This is a genomic window from Bacillus sp. 2B09 (genome assembly GCF_003946835.1).
Taxonomy (GTDB): domain Bacteria; phylum Bacillota; class Bacilli; order Bacillales; family Bacillaceae; genus Bacillus; species Bacillus altitudinis.
In genome coordinates this window covers 317,661-330,978 of record NZ_RPSG01000005.1, presented here as the reverse complement: position 1 = coordinate 330,978, position 13,318 = coordinate 317,661, and the positions used below count along the sequence as shown (strand labels likewise).

The 13,318-nt window shown below is 41.2% G+C and carries 17 protein-coding genes, 2 tRNA genes and 1 rRNA gene; 6 read left to right on the top strand and 14 right to left on the bottom strand.

What is annotated here, in order from left to right:
* From EBQ12_RS12765 to EBQ12_RS12755, 3 genes are all read right to left on the bottom strand, one after another.
* Positions 1 to 130: ribosomal RNA gene (locus tag EBQ12_RS12765) — 16S ribosomal RNA — on the bottom strand; the annotation flags it as partial.
* Positions 131 to 264: 134 nt separating this feature from the next.
* A tRNA-Gly gene (locus EBQ12_RS12760) sits at positions 265 to 338 on the bottom strand.
* A 15-nt stretch (positions 339 to 353) separates the two neighbouring features.
* Positions 354 to 430, bottom strand: a tRNA-Arg gene (locus EBQ12_RS12755).
* A 369-nt stretch (positions 431 to 799) separates the two neighbouring features.
* On the opposite strand from EBQ12_RS12755, the gene gltP reads away from it, so the two are divergent.
* Positions 800 to 2,050 carry a glutamate-aspartate/proton symporter GltP gene (gene gltP, locus EBQ12_RS12750; protein WP_024719154.1) on the top strand — a complete coding sequence of 417 codons (1,251 nt, stop codon included), beginning with the start codon at positions 800 to 802 and terminating at the stop codon, positions 2,048 to 2,050.
* A 39-nt stretch (positions 2,051 to 2,089) separates the two neighbouring features.
* Here gltP and EBQ12_RS12745 read toward each other — a convergent pair whose 3' ends face one another.
* Both EBQ12_RS12745 and EBQ12_RS12740 read right to left on the bottom strand, forming a co-directional pair.
* Positions 2,090 to 3,109: a S66 family peptidase gene (locus EBQ12_RS12745; protein WP_125590250.1), complete on the bottom strand. Its 1,020-nt coding sequence runs from the start codon at positions 3,107 to 3,109 to the stop codon at positions 2,090 to 2,092.
* A 79-nt stretch (positions 3,110 to 3,188) separates the two neighbouring features.
* Positions 3,189 to 4,064 carry a DMT family transporter gene (locus EBQ12_RS12740; RefSeq protein WP_017358425.1) on the bottom strand — a complete coding sequence of 292 codons (876 nt, stop codon included), beginning with the start codon at positions 4,062 to 4,064 and terminating at the stop codon, positions 3,189 to 3,191.
* A gap of 295 nt (positions 4,065 to 4,359) precedes the next feature.
* On the opposite strand from EBQ12_RS12740, the gene EBQ12_RS12735 reads away from it, so the two are divergent.
* Both EBQ12_RS12735 and EBQ12_RS12730 read left to right on the top strand, forming a co-directional pair.
* A complete protein-coding gene (locus EBQ12_RS12735) occupies positions 4,360 to 5,085 on the top strand; it encodes an AzlC family ABC transporter permease (RefSeq protein ID WP_007496390.1) in 726 nt (241 codons plus the stop codon).
* Positions 5,082 to 5,402 (top strand): AzlD domain-containing protein, encoded by a 321-nt coding sequence (locus EBQ12_RS12730; RefSeq protein WP_008346681.1) that lies wholly within the window; start codon positions 5,082 to 5,084, stop codon positions 5,400 to 5,402. Before EBQ12_RS12735 ends, EBQ12_RS12730 begins: the two co-directional genes overlap by 4 nt.
* A gap of 35 nt (positions 5,403 to 5,437) precedes the next feature.
* Here EBQ12_RS12730 and EBQ12_RS12725 read toward each other — a convergent pair whose 3' ends face one another.
* Entirely contained in the window at positions 5,438 to 6,100 is a 663-nt protein-coding gene (locus EBQ12_RS12725) for an O-methyltransferase (RefSeq protein ID WP_017358426.1), read from the bottom strand.
* Positions 6,101 to 6,253: 153 nt separating this feature from the next.
* Positions 6,254 to 6,439: a CsbD family protein gene (locus EBQ12_RS12720; protein WP_008346686.1), complete on the bottom strand. Its 186-nt coding sequence runs from the start codon at positions 6,437 to 6,439 to the stop codon at positions 6,254 to 6,256.
* A gap of 126 nt (positions 6,440 to 6,565) precedes the next feature.
* Here EBQ12_RS12720 and EBQ12_RS12715 point away from each other — a divergent pair, with 126 nt between their 5' ends.
* Positions 6,566 to 7,117, top strand: a complete 552-nt coding sequence (locus tag EBQ12_RS12715) for a GNAT family N-acetyltransferase (protein WP_125590248.1) — start codon at positions 6,566 to 6,568, stop codon at positions 7,115 to 7,117.
* A 4-nt stretch (positions 7,118 to 7,121) separates the two neighbouring features.
* Here the strand turns inward: EBQ12_RS12715 and EBQ12_RS12710 are convergent, their stop codons facing one another.
* On the bottom strand, positions 7,122 to 7,721 hold the full coding sequence (locus EBQ12_RS12710) for a LysE family transporter (RefSeq protein WP_017358428.1): 600 nt from the start codon (positions 7,719 to 7,721) through the stop codon (positions 7,122 to 7,124).
* 114 nt (positions 7,722 to 7,835) lie between these two features.
* On the opposite strand from EBQ12_RS12710, the gene EBQ12_RS12705 reads away from it, so the two are divergent.
* Entirely contained in the window at positions 7,836 to 8,390 is a 555-nt protein-coding gene (locus tag EBQ12_RS12705; RefSeq protein WP_017358429.1) for a helix-turn-helix domain-containing protein, read from the top strand.
* Positions 8,391 to 8,433: 43 nt separating this feature from the next.
* On the opposite strand, the gene EBQ12_RS12700 is transcribed toward EBQ12_RS12705, so the two are convergent.
* The 6 genes from EBQ12_RS12700 to EBQ12_RS12675 all read right to left on the bottom strand — a co-directional run bounded on the left by EBQ12_RS12700 (position 8,434) and on the right by EBQ12_RS12675 (position 12,508).
* Entirely contained in the window at positions 8,434 to 8,727 is a 294-nt protein-coding gene (locus tag EBQ12_RS12700) for a hypothetical protein (protein ID WP_008346693.1), read from the bottom strand.
* Between the two features lie 350 nt (positions 8,728 to 9,077).
* Positions 9,078 to 10,130: an LLM class flavin-dependent oxidoreductase gene (locus tag EBQ12_RS12695; RefSeq protein WP_024719164.1), complete on the bottom strand. Its 1,053-nt coding sequence runs from the start codon at positions 10,128 to 10,130 to the stop codon at positions 9,078 to 9,080.
* A gap of 17 nt (positions 10,131 to 10,147) precedes the next feature.
* Positions 10,148 to 10,771 (bottom strand): nitroreductase family protein, encoded by a 624-nt coding sequence (locus EBQ12_RS12690; RefSeq protein WP_008346699.1) that lies wholly within the window; start codon positions 10,769 to 10,771, stop codon positions 10,148 to 10,150.
* Positions 10,755 to 11,228 (bottom strand): MarR family winged helix-turn-helix transcriptional regulator, encoded by a 474-nt coding sequence (locus EBQ12_RS12685; protein WP_017358433.1) that lies wholly within the window; start codon positions 11,226 to 11,228, stop codon positions 10,755 to 10,757. Before EBQ12_RS12685 ends, EBQ12_RS12690 begins: the two co-directional genes overlap by 17 nt.
* Before the next feature lie 109 nt (positions 11,229 to 11,337).
* Positions 11,338 to 11,841 carry a dihydrofolate reductase family protein gene (locus EBQ12_RS12680; protein WP_430384051.1) on the bottom strand — a complete coding sequence of 168 codons (504 nt, stop codon included), beginning with the start codon at positions 11,839 to 11,841 and terminating at the stop codon, positions 11,338 to 11,340.
* A 115-nt stretch (positions 11,842 to 11,956) separates the two neighbouring features.
* Positions 11,957 to 12,508, bottom strand: a complete 552-nt coding sequence (locus EBQ12_RS12675; protein WP_035704289.1) for a TetR/AcrR family transcriptional regulator — start codon at positions 12,506 to 12,508, stop codon at positions 11,957 to 11,959.
* Between the two features lie 150 nt (positions 12,509 to 12,658).
* On the opposite strand from EBQ12_RS12675, the gene EBQ12_RS12670 reads away from it, so the two are divergent.
* Positions 12,659 to 13,282: a GNAT family N-acetyltransferase gene (locus EBQ12_RS12670; RefSeq protein WP_048001231.1), complete on the top strand. Its 624-nt coding sequence runs from the start codon at positions 12,659 to 12,661 to the stop codon at positions 13,280 to 13,282.
* The last annotated feature ends 36 nt before the right edge of the window (positions 13,283 to 13,318 follow it).

The window sequence follows — 13,318 nt, the reverse complement described above, 5'->3', positions numbered from 1 at the left end:
AGGTTACCCACGTGTTACTCACCCGTCCGCCGCTAACATCCGGGAGCAAGCTCCCTTCTGTCCGCTCGACTTGCATGTATTAGGCACGCCGCCAGCGTTCGTCCTGAGCCAGGATCAAACTCTCCGAAAAAGTACAAAACCGAAGTTTTGTTTTTCGTCAGCGTTTGACTGACTACCTATGATGTATCATAGGATTTTTTATAAAAACTCGAATTAACAGGTACGTTTTGTCTTGTTTAGTTTTCAAAGATCATTTTTTAAAAATGGAGCGGGTGATGAGAATCGAACTCACGACATCAGCTTGGAAGGCTGAGGTTTTACCACTAAACTACACCCGCGTGGTTAAATGTTATTGGCGCGCCCGAGAGGAGTCGAACCCCTAACCTTTTGATCCGTAGTCAAACGCTCTATCCAATTGAGCTACGGGCGCTTAATCAGGCGACTTAATTATCTTAACATATCGTTTTTATTAAGTCAACATCTTTTTGAAGTTTGTTTGTCGTATCTGTCTGAGCATCAGTGTTTCAGATGCGTCATCAGCGACGAATAAAAATATACCATGGATCATACAAAAGGGTCAATACATTTTTCTAAAAAAGTTTAATGTTTTTTAAGAAGTGCTCTTTTGTTAGATAAATAGAGTTTCAATCGCCCTATTTTCGTTTCTTTCTTCATAATTCTAATGATTCTTAAATAAAATCTTTCTAAATCCAAAGGAGGACAAAACATGGTCACCTAGAATTTTTATTTATTGGAAAATTCTTAATATTTTCCATGCATTTAAAGGAGGTAGGAGATGATGAAAAAGTTTGTCGCTTTTCAAATCATGATCGCTTTGGTGATAGGAGCTCTTATCGGCCACTTCTTCCCTGATTTCGGAATGGCACTGCGGCCCATTGGGGATGGCTTTATCCGATTGATTAAAATGATTGTAGTCCCTATTGTTTTCTCTACGATTGTCATCGGCGCAGCTGGCAGTGGTGGAATGAAGAAAATGGGTAGTCTCGGATTAAAGACAATCATTTGGTTTGAAGTCATTACGACCATCGTTCTTGGAATCGGGCTTTTATTGGCCAACGTGTTAAAGCCAGGCGTTGGACTCGATTTCTCTCAATTAGCTAAGAAAGATATTGGGGAACTCGATGGTTATACTCAAAAGGTCGTCGATTTTAAACAGATGGTTTTAGACATCATTCCAACCAATATCATCGATGTCATGGCTCAGAATGATTTACTAGCAGTGATTTTCTTCGCTATTTTATTCGGTGTAGCCGCAAGCGGTATTGGGAAAGCTTCCGCTCCTGTCCTTACCTTCTTTGAATCAGTAGCACAAATTATGTTTAAGCTCACACAAATGGTCATGGTGACAGCTCCTATTGGAGTTTTAGCATTAATGGCAGCTTCTGTCGGACAATACGGCATTGTTTTACTCATTCCTATGATGAAACTTGTTGGCACTGTCTTCTTAGGATTGTTTATTATTCTATTTGTTTTGTTCCCTCTTGTCGCACTGATCTTCCGTTTTAACTACTTCGAAGTGTTGAAAATGATTTGGGATTTGTTTTTAGTGGCCTTTTCTACTACAAGTACAGAAACTGTTCTTCCACAGCTCATGTCACGGATGGAGAAATACGGCTGTCCGAAAAGAATTGTTTCCTTCGTCATCCCGTCAGGTCTTTCTCTTAATTGTGATGGTTCAAGTTTATATTTATCGGTTTCCTGTGTGTTTCTTGCACAAGCGTTTGGTGTCGATATGAGTTTATCCCAGCAGCTCCTTATGATGCTTGTCCTTGTTTTAACAAGTAAAGGCATTGCAGCTGTCCCGTCTGGCTCACTTGTCGTTCTTTTGGCAACAGCTCATGCAGTAGGTCTGCCAGCAGAAGGTGTCGCTATTATCGCCGGTGTTGATCGGATTATGGATATGGCTCGAACAGGCGTGAATGTTCCTGGACATGCGGTTGCCTGTATTGTCGTTTCTAAATGGGAAAAAGTATTCCGAGAGTCTGCATGGGAAGTTCCAAAAGCAGGTGAAGAAACAAAAGGAATGTAATGTTTTTTTATGAAGGAAAGGGGTCGCCCTTTCCTTTTTTTATGGCAAAAATGTCTGCTTCAGCACGGCTTTACCTTCTTGCTGCAACTGCACCTCCGCATATGCTCCGTTAATGAGGGTCATTTGCGGCGGTACGTGTCCACAATCAATATCGTAAACAATCGGTATTTGTAATTCCTTATGCAATTCTTCATATAGATCTGTATATTCATATCCTTCCACAGGAGTGTCCACTGCACTCCTGCCAAACATGATGCCAGAGCAATGATCAAACCAGCCTGCTAGTTTTAATTGAACAAGAGACCTCTTCATGCTCGCAGCATTTAATTCACAGTTTTCAAAATACCATAGAATGGGTTCACCTTTTAGATATGTTTCTTGAAAAGCTTTGACATCTCCAAAAGGCGTGCCAGCTAAGTGCCGGATCACATCAATACAGCCACCCATCAGTCTTCCCTTCATCGTCGTCTCTAAGTGATCAACAGTACGCCATGCGGTTGGTTCGGTTAAATGAAAGACATGAATGCTTGGATGGTCATACTGCCATTCCTTTTGATACATATCAGAAGAAAATTGAGTAACGTCCTTTTTCTCTGGAGTGGAAAGTATTTGTTCCCACATAGAAGTCACCTGATCAAGCTCTTCCCCCTGAAGATCCACCAGGTTCGGTCCATGCGCTGTCGCAATGCCTGTGTTTAATGTCAAAGCTAATAGAAGGAGACTTGTATCTGAGTAACCAAGAATCCACTTTTTTTGCATCACTGAGAAATCAAGATGCTCTAACACTTCAATAAGCAGCTGTCCGCCCCATGGCGGGATGATGTGGTCAATCTCATGACAAGTCATCATCCACTGTAACTCATTTGCTCGCTTGATTGCAGGGGCTGATTTCGCTTTTTCCTGCTGCCATACTGTCTCTCCACATATGACTTCATAGCCTCTTTTTTTCATCCGATCGCAAGACAGTTGAAACATCTCATGCAAAGAGGGTTGTACACCTGAGGACGGTGCTGTCACCCCAATCGTTTGTCCTTTTTGCAAAAATGGATACTGGATCATCCTGCTCACCTCCACCTTCTATGAATCTCTCATCTATTCATTGTAAAGAAAATTCCCCTTCTTCAAGGGGAATCTCGTCTTACTCTCTCTGACGCAGGACAGTATATACACCTGCGAAAATACACAAAATCCCAACAAACGAACGTAAGCCCATCTCTTCACCTAGAAGCAGCCATCCAAGGACCGTACCAACGATTGGTTGAAAGAAGAAAAACAGACCACCGCTTGAAGCGTCCATCAGTTGAAGCCCTCTATTCCACAAAAAGAAAGCAAGGGCCGTTGAGATGATACCTAGATACAGAATGCCGCCCCATATTTCCGGTCTTGCCATTTGATGCACATCCAGATGAGGCAAACGAAACAAGACAGGTGGTGTTAATACGATAAAGGCCACAATGATCGCATATGTTGTCGTCACTACTTGAGGATACTTTCCTGGAACTCGTTTCAAAAGAACAGACATGAGTGCCCATGTTAATGCAGCAATAACCAGTGAAAGACCACCAACAAACTCATCCGTTTGAACAGCGACAGGCCCAATCATCGTCAGCACACCTACTGTAGCAAGCAGAATGGAGACACACTTTCTCATTGTGAAAGATTCTTTTAATAGAAAGAAAGCGAAAAGCACCATAAAAGCAGGTGTGGCCGATGTGATGACGGCACCCATTTGTGCAGACGTATACATTGTGCCAATTTCTTGGGTCACGATCGAAAGAAAGTTGCCAATCAATCCAATCGACACAATCAGCGGGATATCCTTTTTGTCTAACCGAAAAGAGTAGCCCAAACGCCAAATCGTGAACACAAGAACGACTCCAGCTACTGCATATCTCATCCAGACGAGCTCAAGTGGCGGGACAACCGCAACTGTTACTTTGACCACTACATACATACCGCCCCAAATACTAGCAGCTAACGCTAAGTAGAGGGCTCCTATATATTTTCCATTCATTTTTTCCCCTCCGTTACTGGATATATTCACTGCGATATCCACAAACGGAGATCACTCTCCGTTATGGACGGAGGTGATTTGGTACATCATGTTCAAATAAAGGCTTCCATTGCATATCAGTCACCCCAATTGTGTTTATTTTCTGATTACTTTATAACAAAATCTGGTTCACTTCAATCCTTTTTATCGCCATGTTTCTTCATATAATAGAAGTTCAATAGGATTGACATGATGAATTCGTTTTCTTATAGTAAGTAAAACAATTGATGTTTACATAGAAAAGGAGTAGAGGTATTTGGATGTTGAAGCTAGGAAACACATTCCCACTGCCGGAAACGAACCGTTTCTTGAGGGAATAAAAGATTGTGTGCCAACCTTGCTTGGTTATATGAGCATTGGGTTTGCCTTTGGAATTGTTGGCATTAGTTCGCAGTTAAGTATATGGGAAATCGCGCTGTTATCTATCTTTATTTATGCTGGCGCTTCACAGTTTATCATCTGTGCATTACTTGTGACAGGAAGCCCTCTTTCCGCTATTATTTTCACCACGTTCATTGTCAATTTACGGCATTTGTTACTCAGCCTTACGCTTGCCCCCCATTTTACACGCTACTCTGTAAAGCAGAACATCGGATTTGGTCTTCTGCTTACTGATGAATCCTTTGGCGTAGCGATGAATAAATTAGCACAGCAAGGAAAATTGAATAACAGATGGATGCATGGACTGAACATTACAGCTTATTTATGCTGGATTGCTGCGTGTACACTTGGCGGAATATTCGGACACTGGATTTCAAATCCAGAGGCGCTTGGTCTTGATTTTGCCCTATCCGCGATGTTTGCTGCGCTGCTCATTCTTTCTTTACAGACGGTGCCAAAAAATAAGCTCACCCATCGCTTATCACTTGTTTTATATATGTTTGTTGCGATGTTTGTGCTGCTTCATTTTGTTCCTTCACACGTGGCTGTTTTGTTGGCAACTGTGCTTGTTGCCACTATTGGGGTGGTGACAGATAAATGATTAGCAGTTTTATGTTATGGCTCATTCTTGGCTGTATGATTGTGACCATCATCCCAAGAGTCGTTCCATTTTTATTTGTAAGGAGTATACAGATGCCAGAAGTGGTGCTCAAATGGTTATCATTTATCCCCATTTGTATATTTACCGCTTTGATTGCAGAGCATCTATTCATACATACTACAGCAGGCGTCACCATTCACTGGATGTACCTTGCTGTCTTGGTTCCAACTGTGTTAATCGCTGTTTGGACAAAAAGCTTGTCCCTCACCGTTCTAGTAGGCGTCATGCTGATGGGCACAGCTAGATGGTTTTTCTAATAGAAAAAGCTTAACCGGATGCGGTTAAGCTTTTTTCATTTTACGATACCGTATACAAAGCCGTCATAGCCTTTTTCGCCAACAGTTTGAATAGCGGTTGCCTCAATTCTCGACTCTTGTTTGAGTAAATCGAAGAATTCACGCGTTCCCTTCACTCGCTCATCTTGATCAGAGGCATGAAGAACTGCTCCATTTCTGACCACATTGTCTGCAATAATGACTGTTCCCTTTTTTGAGAAGTGTAACGCCCACTTCAGATATTGCGGGTTGTTTGGTTTGTCTGCATCAATGAAAATCAAATCGAACGGGAGCGCATCCTGCTCTTTTAACTGAGATAAAGTATCTAACGCTTTTCCTTGTAAAATGGTGACACGTTCTGCTAGGCCTGCTCTGTCTATGTTTTGCTGTGCTGTTTCTGCATGATGACTGACAGCCTCTAATGTCATGAGTTCTCCATCCGCTTCAAGTGCACGGGCAAGCCAAATGGTACTATAACCGCCAAGTGTACCGATTTCTAAAATGCGCTTTGCACCCTTGGTTTTTGCTAACAAATAAAGCAGTTTTCCTTGGGCCGGCGACACATCTATTTCTGGTAATCCGGCTTGCTTATTCTTGATAAGAGTTTGCTCCAATACGTCATCTTTAGCCATCAATTTGTCTTTGATATACTCGTCAACTTTCCCCCATACTTGCTCCAAGTCATCCATCTCCCTTGTTCATGTCTTCTATTTAAAGTCTACATGACGGAAGCGAGAATTTATAATCAATTCTTTTCACACACCTATTCATTTTATTGATGAAAGGAATGGGATGATGGATACATGGGGCAAGTACCTGTAAGTATGTGCAAACTACTGATTCAGCTTATTTTTCACGTCACCTTTTTTATCTTGAAGCTTTCCTTTTACTTGATCTTTCTTTCCTTCTGCTTTCAGGTTTTCATGATCTGTAGCTTCGCCAAGTTTTTCTTTCACTTGACCTTTGACTTGATTTGTTTTTCCTTTCGCTTTATCCATATGTCCATTTTGTTCACTCATTTGTTCCACCTCCACGTTTGATACTGTTTATTTAGCCTTTTTGCACATGACAAAACATCTGAGTGTGCTGTGTGCGCGTTTCAGGTATGATAGACATAATGGAATGAAAGGTTGGTGGTCTGTTCAATGATCATTTCTGAAAGTATGTTCACTGTACGTGGTCTGACTTATCGTATTCGCTCTGCTGCATTAGCAGATGCCAAACAGTTATCAGCTCTCAGACTGAAAATCGATGGTGAAACCGAATATTTAGATCGTGAACCGGGTGAAGCTTTTATTGATGAGAAAGGGTTCGAGGCGTTGATTCAAGAGGATTCCAAGGAATGCCGTCATCTCTTTTTAGTTGCAGATATTGAAGGAGACATTGTCGGTTTTTCAAGATGCGAAGGGCATTCTCTTAAGCGCTCTGCTCACAAAGTAACGTTTGGCGTCGCCGTACAGAAGGCCGCTTGGGGCTATCACATCGGGAAAGAACTTTTAGCTGCATCGATTGACTGGGCAGATCAGCAAGGCATTCAAAAGATGTCACTTCAAGTAATGGAAACCAATCAAAAAGCCATTCGTTTATATGAACACTATGGCTTTGAGATTGAAGGCTTGTTAAAAAAAGATAAACGGCTGGCGGACGGCATGTATTATGATACGGTTGTGATGGGCAGGCAGCGGCCAGTCTCCTGACCGCTTACATGACATATCCCATGACATATCCCCAGATCATCGAAATCGCACTATAGATAAGCAGAAGCCCCATGACGAACTGGAACGGCCGCTGATAAAGAGTTAAAAACCGCTTGAATACAGAGCCAAATAAACTCCAGCTAAATGTGCCTAAAAAACCGATGATGGCAAGAATCAGTGTCAATAACATGTATTGCATATTGGACTGTCCATACGGCAGAACAAAAGTGGAAATGACGGTTAATCCATACAAGATGGCTTTCGGATTAATAAATTGCAGCAGCATCCCCGGGATAAAATGATTATAGCGGTCTAGGGTTTCGTCATCTCCGCCTTTACTTTTCATGATTTTGACAGCCAAATAGATCATGTAACTGGCTCCGATGAAAGCCATGACCCAGCCTATTTTCGGCATGACTTGATAAAGAATCATATTGAAGAAACCGCTCAAACACAAAATGACCAAAAATCCGATCCCAACACCTAAACAAAATCGAAATGTTTGCTTGACCCCATATTTATTCGTAAAGACCATCGCCATGATATTATTCGGTCCAGGGGTAAAGCTGGTAACAAAAGCATAAATCAACATGGAAACAATCAAACTGTTACCTCCTTTTTCATACGTTATTTAGACTTAAAAGTCTTTATTGCGTATATATTACGTTTTATTGTACTATTCAGTCGTTATAAAGTAAATGCAGAAAGGAGTTTTTTGATGGAGGATGTACAATCGATTATTGCTAGAAATGTAAAACTGCTAAGAGAGCAAAAGAAATTAAGCCTAGAAAAGATGGCTGAGGTAACAAATGTGAGTAAAACGATGATCGGACAAATCGAAAGAGGAGAATCCACACCGACCATCACCACTCTGTGGAAAATCGCCAATGGGTTGAAGGTGTCTTTTAGTGAACTTATTTACGCACCGCAGCCTGAGATTAAGTTTGTGCGAAAAGAAGAAGGACAAGTTTTAACAGAGGACGAGGGAAGGTATCGGGTATATACGACGTTCCCATTTGATGACCTGAGAAAATTTGAAGTCTATCAGGTAGAAATTGATCCTCATGGGTCGTTAAGTGCGGAAGAACATATCGGCGGTACAGAGGAATTGATTACCGTGTTTGAGGGAGCACTTGATTTATCGATCGGTGATGAGCAATACACATTACAAGCTGGCGACTCGATTCGGTTTAAAGCTGACCGTGCCCATGAGTATAAACAATCAGGAGAACAGATGGTCCGGCTGCAAATGATTCTTTATTATCCCCATTAAAAAAAGCTGACAGGCTTGTCCACCTGTCAGCTTTACATTTTATTTAATTAAATCCTGGATCGCGTACAACCGTTCCAGTAAAGGTAACTCTATATTTTCCTAAACCTAACTCTTCAATTGACGATTGATAGAGAATACCGACCCATCCATCCTTTGCATATGTAATACTTGATGGGATGTTTGACGTCGTATATGTTCTCGTTTCCGAGACGGTTCGACTTGCTTGTACCGTAACTTCACTGTTTACTTTCCCCTTCGCTTCTACCGGGACAGCGGTGACACCCGCACCCGTTAAAACAATTGCTCCAACCAAAACAGAAGTTATGACCTTTTTCATACAAAAATCCCTCCCTTTTTTTGTTGAACATATTAACCATACCATAATTTAGAACTTTCGTAAGTTATTTTTTCATTTTTTTGAAAATTATGATATGATTGTCTTATACTGGATAGAGGGTGTTACATACTTCTATGCTTTTATCCTCATCTCGTTTCTAGTGAAACAATTGATAACGGAGGTGATTTCATGAAAAAATGGCTTATCTGTTTTCAACTTGTTTTCCTCTTCACCTTGACGGCCACACCATTTGCTTCTGCTGCTTCATGCCCTACAGTGAAACCATGTGTTATTGATCCTTAAGCATAAGAAAAAGTCGATCAAGCCTATTCCCTTGATCGACTTTTTTGTTATGCTTGTTCGGCTTCCCAGCGGGCAACCTCTTCTCTTACTTTAGGAGCCACTTCTTTTCCAAATAACTCAATAGCTTTCAGCACTTGATCATGCGGCATCGAACCGACCGGTACGTGCAGCATGAAGCGCGTAATGCCTACATTTTTTCGCAGATGAATCACTTTCTCTGCCACGGCATCTGGATCTCCTACATACAATGCACCTTCTAATGTTCTTGCTGCATCGAATGTAGAACGGGTATAAGGTCCCCAGCCTCGTTCTCTTGCTAATGTATTCATGACATGCTGTGTAGAAGGGAAGAATTGATCTGCTGCCAATTCTGTTTCCTCCGCAACAAATCCATGTGAATGGGATGCCACCGTTAATTTCTCAGGGTCATGTCCAGCGTGAATCGCAGCTTGCTTGTAGAGCTGCACTAGCGGTGCGAACTGTCTAGGGCTGCCGCCAATAATGGCAAGGACAAGTGGTAATCCTAATAATCCAGCACGTACGACAGATTCTCTGTTTCCTCCACTGCCAATCCAGATCGGAAGCGGATCTTGAACAGGTCTTGGGTATACGCCGACATCCTGAATGGAAGGACGATGCTTACCGCTCCACGTCACACGCTCTGACTGCTGTAATTTCAACAGTAAATCTAGTTTTTCTTCAAATAATTCTTCATAATCATCTAAGTCATAGCCAAAAAGCGGGAACGATTCAATAAATGATCCACGGCCAGCCATGATCTCTGCACGCCCGTTAGAAAGGCCATCTAATGTCGCAAAATCTTGAAACACACGAACAGGATCTGCCGATGAAAGAACAGTTACGGCACTTGTCAGACGAATATTCTTTGTTTGCGTTGCCGCAGCTGCTAATACGACTGCTGGATTTGATGCGGCGAAATCTTCACGATGATGCTCTCCTACACCAAAAACGTCGAGACCCACTTGATCTGCTAAAATAATTTCTTCTACTACTTCACGAATGCGCTGTGCGTGGCTGACTGTTTTTCCTGTTTGAAAATCAGGTGTTGTTTCTACAAATGTACTAATTCCTAGTTCCATGAATGGAACCCCCTATCTTATAAATATGTCACAAATTCAGAGACCGGCTTGCGGTAGCCTCTCGCTTGTCTGCTCTCTACTTTTTCTTTTCCGAGTGTAATCATTAATACAGGAACCAAATCTGATTCGATGTTTAACACCTTTTTCATTGCTTCGGGGTCAAAGCCGATCATTGGGCAAGTATCCCATCCCTTGTTTTTGGCGGCAAGCATAAATAGCATGGCAGATAATGAAGCATTTCGAATCGCCTCTTCTTTCTGAAAGTCTGATCCTCTCTGCACATAAAAACTCATCGTCTCTCTGACCATTTCCTCATATTGTTGCGCATTTAAGATGCCGAGCATTTTTAGGCCTTCATAAATGTTTCCTGCTTGCTCATAAGCTTTCGGATCGCCGAGCACAATGATCGCTGCTGAAGCGGAATGCACCTTATATTGTCCAAATGCAGCATCTCTTACTTGCTCTTTAAGCGCTTCTGATTGGACGACGACATATTGCGTATGCTGTAAATTAAAGGCTGAAGGTGCCAGCTTCACTTCTTCAAAGATACTATTAAGCTCTTCTCTCGAAATCGAGATATTTGGCAAAAAATTTGATGCTGATCGTCTTTCACGTACCAATGTATCAAAGCTGCGTGTCATCTTGTTTCCCCTTTTCGTGAAGTTGTTTTGCACCTAAACCGATTTTTTTCAACCATTCAATGAGCTGCTCTTTTTCCTCTGTTTCGATAAAGGACAGATTTTGTGAAATGACATCTGTATGTTTTGGAAAAATATCGTCAAATAGCTGCTTCCCTTTATCTGTCAGTAATACATGGAATACACGTTTATCAGAAGGTGCACATTGTCTTTTGACTAATTCTTGTTTTTCTAATTTGTTGACCACATAGGTGATGCTCCCACTTGGAATGGATAGAATCTCACTAATTTTTTGAACGGGATGCGGTCCCTTACTATACAGTAATTCAAGAATTTGAAAGTTTTCAAATCCGATATCATAACGTTCAATGTCTTTTTGGATATTTGCAAAAAGGGCATGGTAGGCTTTCATCCATACTCGGAAAAGCCTTAAGTCTAATTCCTGTTCTTGCTGCACCATGGCAACTACTCCTTTTTCAATAAATCCTAAAACTAGGATAAATTTATCCTAACACTAGGATATTTTCTTGTCAACGTGTTTGTTTGATTAAAAAAAAGACCCCTGTGATTCAGTGATCTTCTTTTAACACAAAGTTCATTTCAGCAATTTGCTTGTATTGATTCACTTGTTGTAATGAAAATCTAGATTCCTGTTCAGTTGGAGGGAAAAGAGGGATTCCTTTTCCAATCATGACAGGTGCGATTTGGAGATACAGCTCATCGACTAATTTTTCTTTTAATAATGCTTGAAGCAGTTCCCCGCCTCCTACTATCCAGATATGCTGGCCTTTTTCATTTTTTAAATTTTTGATAAACGAGAGAACATCTTCACGAACGATGTGGGTTCCTGTATGACTGTCTTGTAAAGTGTGAGAAACGATATAACACGTCTTGTCTTCATAAGGAAACTCATCAGGTGAAAGTTTGAGAACCTGTTCGTATGTGTTCCGTCCCATGATCAGCGTATCGACTGTTGCATAAAATTCCTCATATCTCGTATCCTCTTCGCCCTCTGTGCCTATGAGCCAATCTAAACGGTGATCATCCCTTGCTAAATATCCATCAATGCTCATTGCCCCATAAAATAGTAATTTCCTTTTCAATCTCACCACTCCCCGCCTCAAATAAGAACGTATATTCCCATTTTAACAGAATGAATAGAAAAATGATATATGATCAATTCGTTTCTTACGATTCCTGTTCTACCTTCATAAGAAGCTTGTACAAGATGTGCGCAAGCTGCCCCGCTTCGACTGTCATCCCTTCATGAATCCATTCCTCCAGTACACCAACAACACCAGACACAACAAATGAAGCCTCAATCTGTTCACGTTCCGTAATCTGACGCTGATCAAGTTGCCACTCTTTCATGATTTTTTCTTTAAAAAACGCTTTAAATTGATTCGTCGTTGGGCTATTCGGTTTGACAAATAACGTCATCATGAATTGTTTTTCTTTTAAATACTCAGTTGTTTTGTTTAAAAAGGACAGCATATCAAGCGGGTCCTGGCTTGGAAACGATTCATCGTATAGTCCGCCAAGCTGATTAAATAGTTCCTTCTCAAGCTGTTCATGCAAATCAAATACATCTTGGTAGTGCAAATAAAAGGTCCCTCTTCCTAAATCCGCTCTTCTAGATAGCTCTGATACTGTAATTTGTTGAACATCTTTTTCCTTTAAAAGCTCAAGAAAGCTTTCCCGTATCGCCTTTTTGGTTTTGATTGTTCGTCTGTCCTTCATCAAACACCCTCCATTTTTGAACAATCTGGCTATACCTGTCTATTTATGAACAAGAGATCATTCATTGCCGATGTTCGGTTTATTTTCCTCTTATTATAATGGACACATGTTCAATAATCTATATCTGTTCAAAAAAAGGAGGACCATCATATGTTTCAATTCAGACTTGCTAGAGAGGATGAACTGCCTCAAGTGGCAGCGTTGTTAGATGATTCATTTCAGAACTATTCATTTTTTGATTTATTATGCGAAAAGGTGACCAATCGTTCTGCTTTCGCCCGTCAGTTGCATTTGATCAATACAAAGGTATATTTTCAGCATCAAATCTGTTTGGTCGGGGTTGAGAACGAGAAAATTGTGTCTGCCGCCCTGTTAAAACATCCCCGTCTTCCTGAACCAGGACTCATGGATTATGTGTTATCTGGTGGGTTAAAGCTACTCTTTACTGGTGGCATATCGGCGATTCAGCATGTGTTCCGTATGTTAAAGGAGGCAAAAAAAGCGTGTTCCTCCTTAAAGAAACCTTACTGGTATTTAGAAGCTCTTGTCGTTGCAAAAGACCAACAAGGAAAAAAACTTGGAAGCCGTATGTTAAAGCAATGTCTTTTCCCCTTTATCGCCCGGCAAGGTGGCGGACTGTTCACACTGATTACACACAACGAGGCCAATCGTCATTTCTATCGAAAAAATGGGTGGACGGAGTTTGATGAGAGAGTACTGCACGGAGAAAACATGTCCCTAGAAAGCTGGAGTTATAAAACCGTGATCAAATAAGGTATCTTCTTCAAGGGATGATATAATAGAAACAGT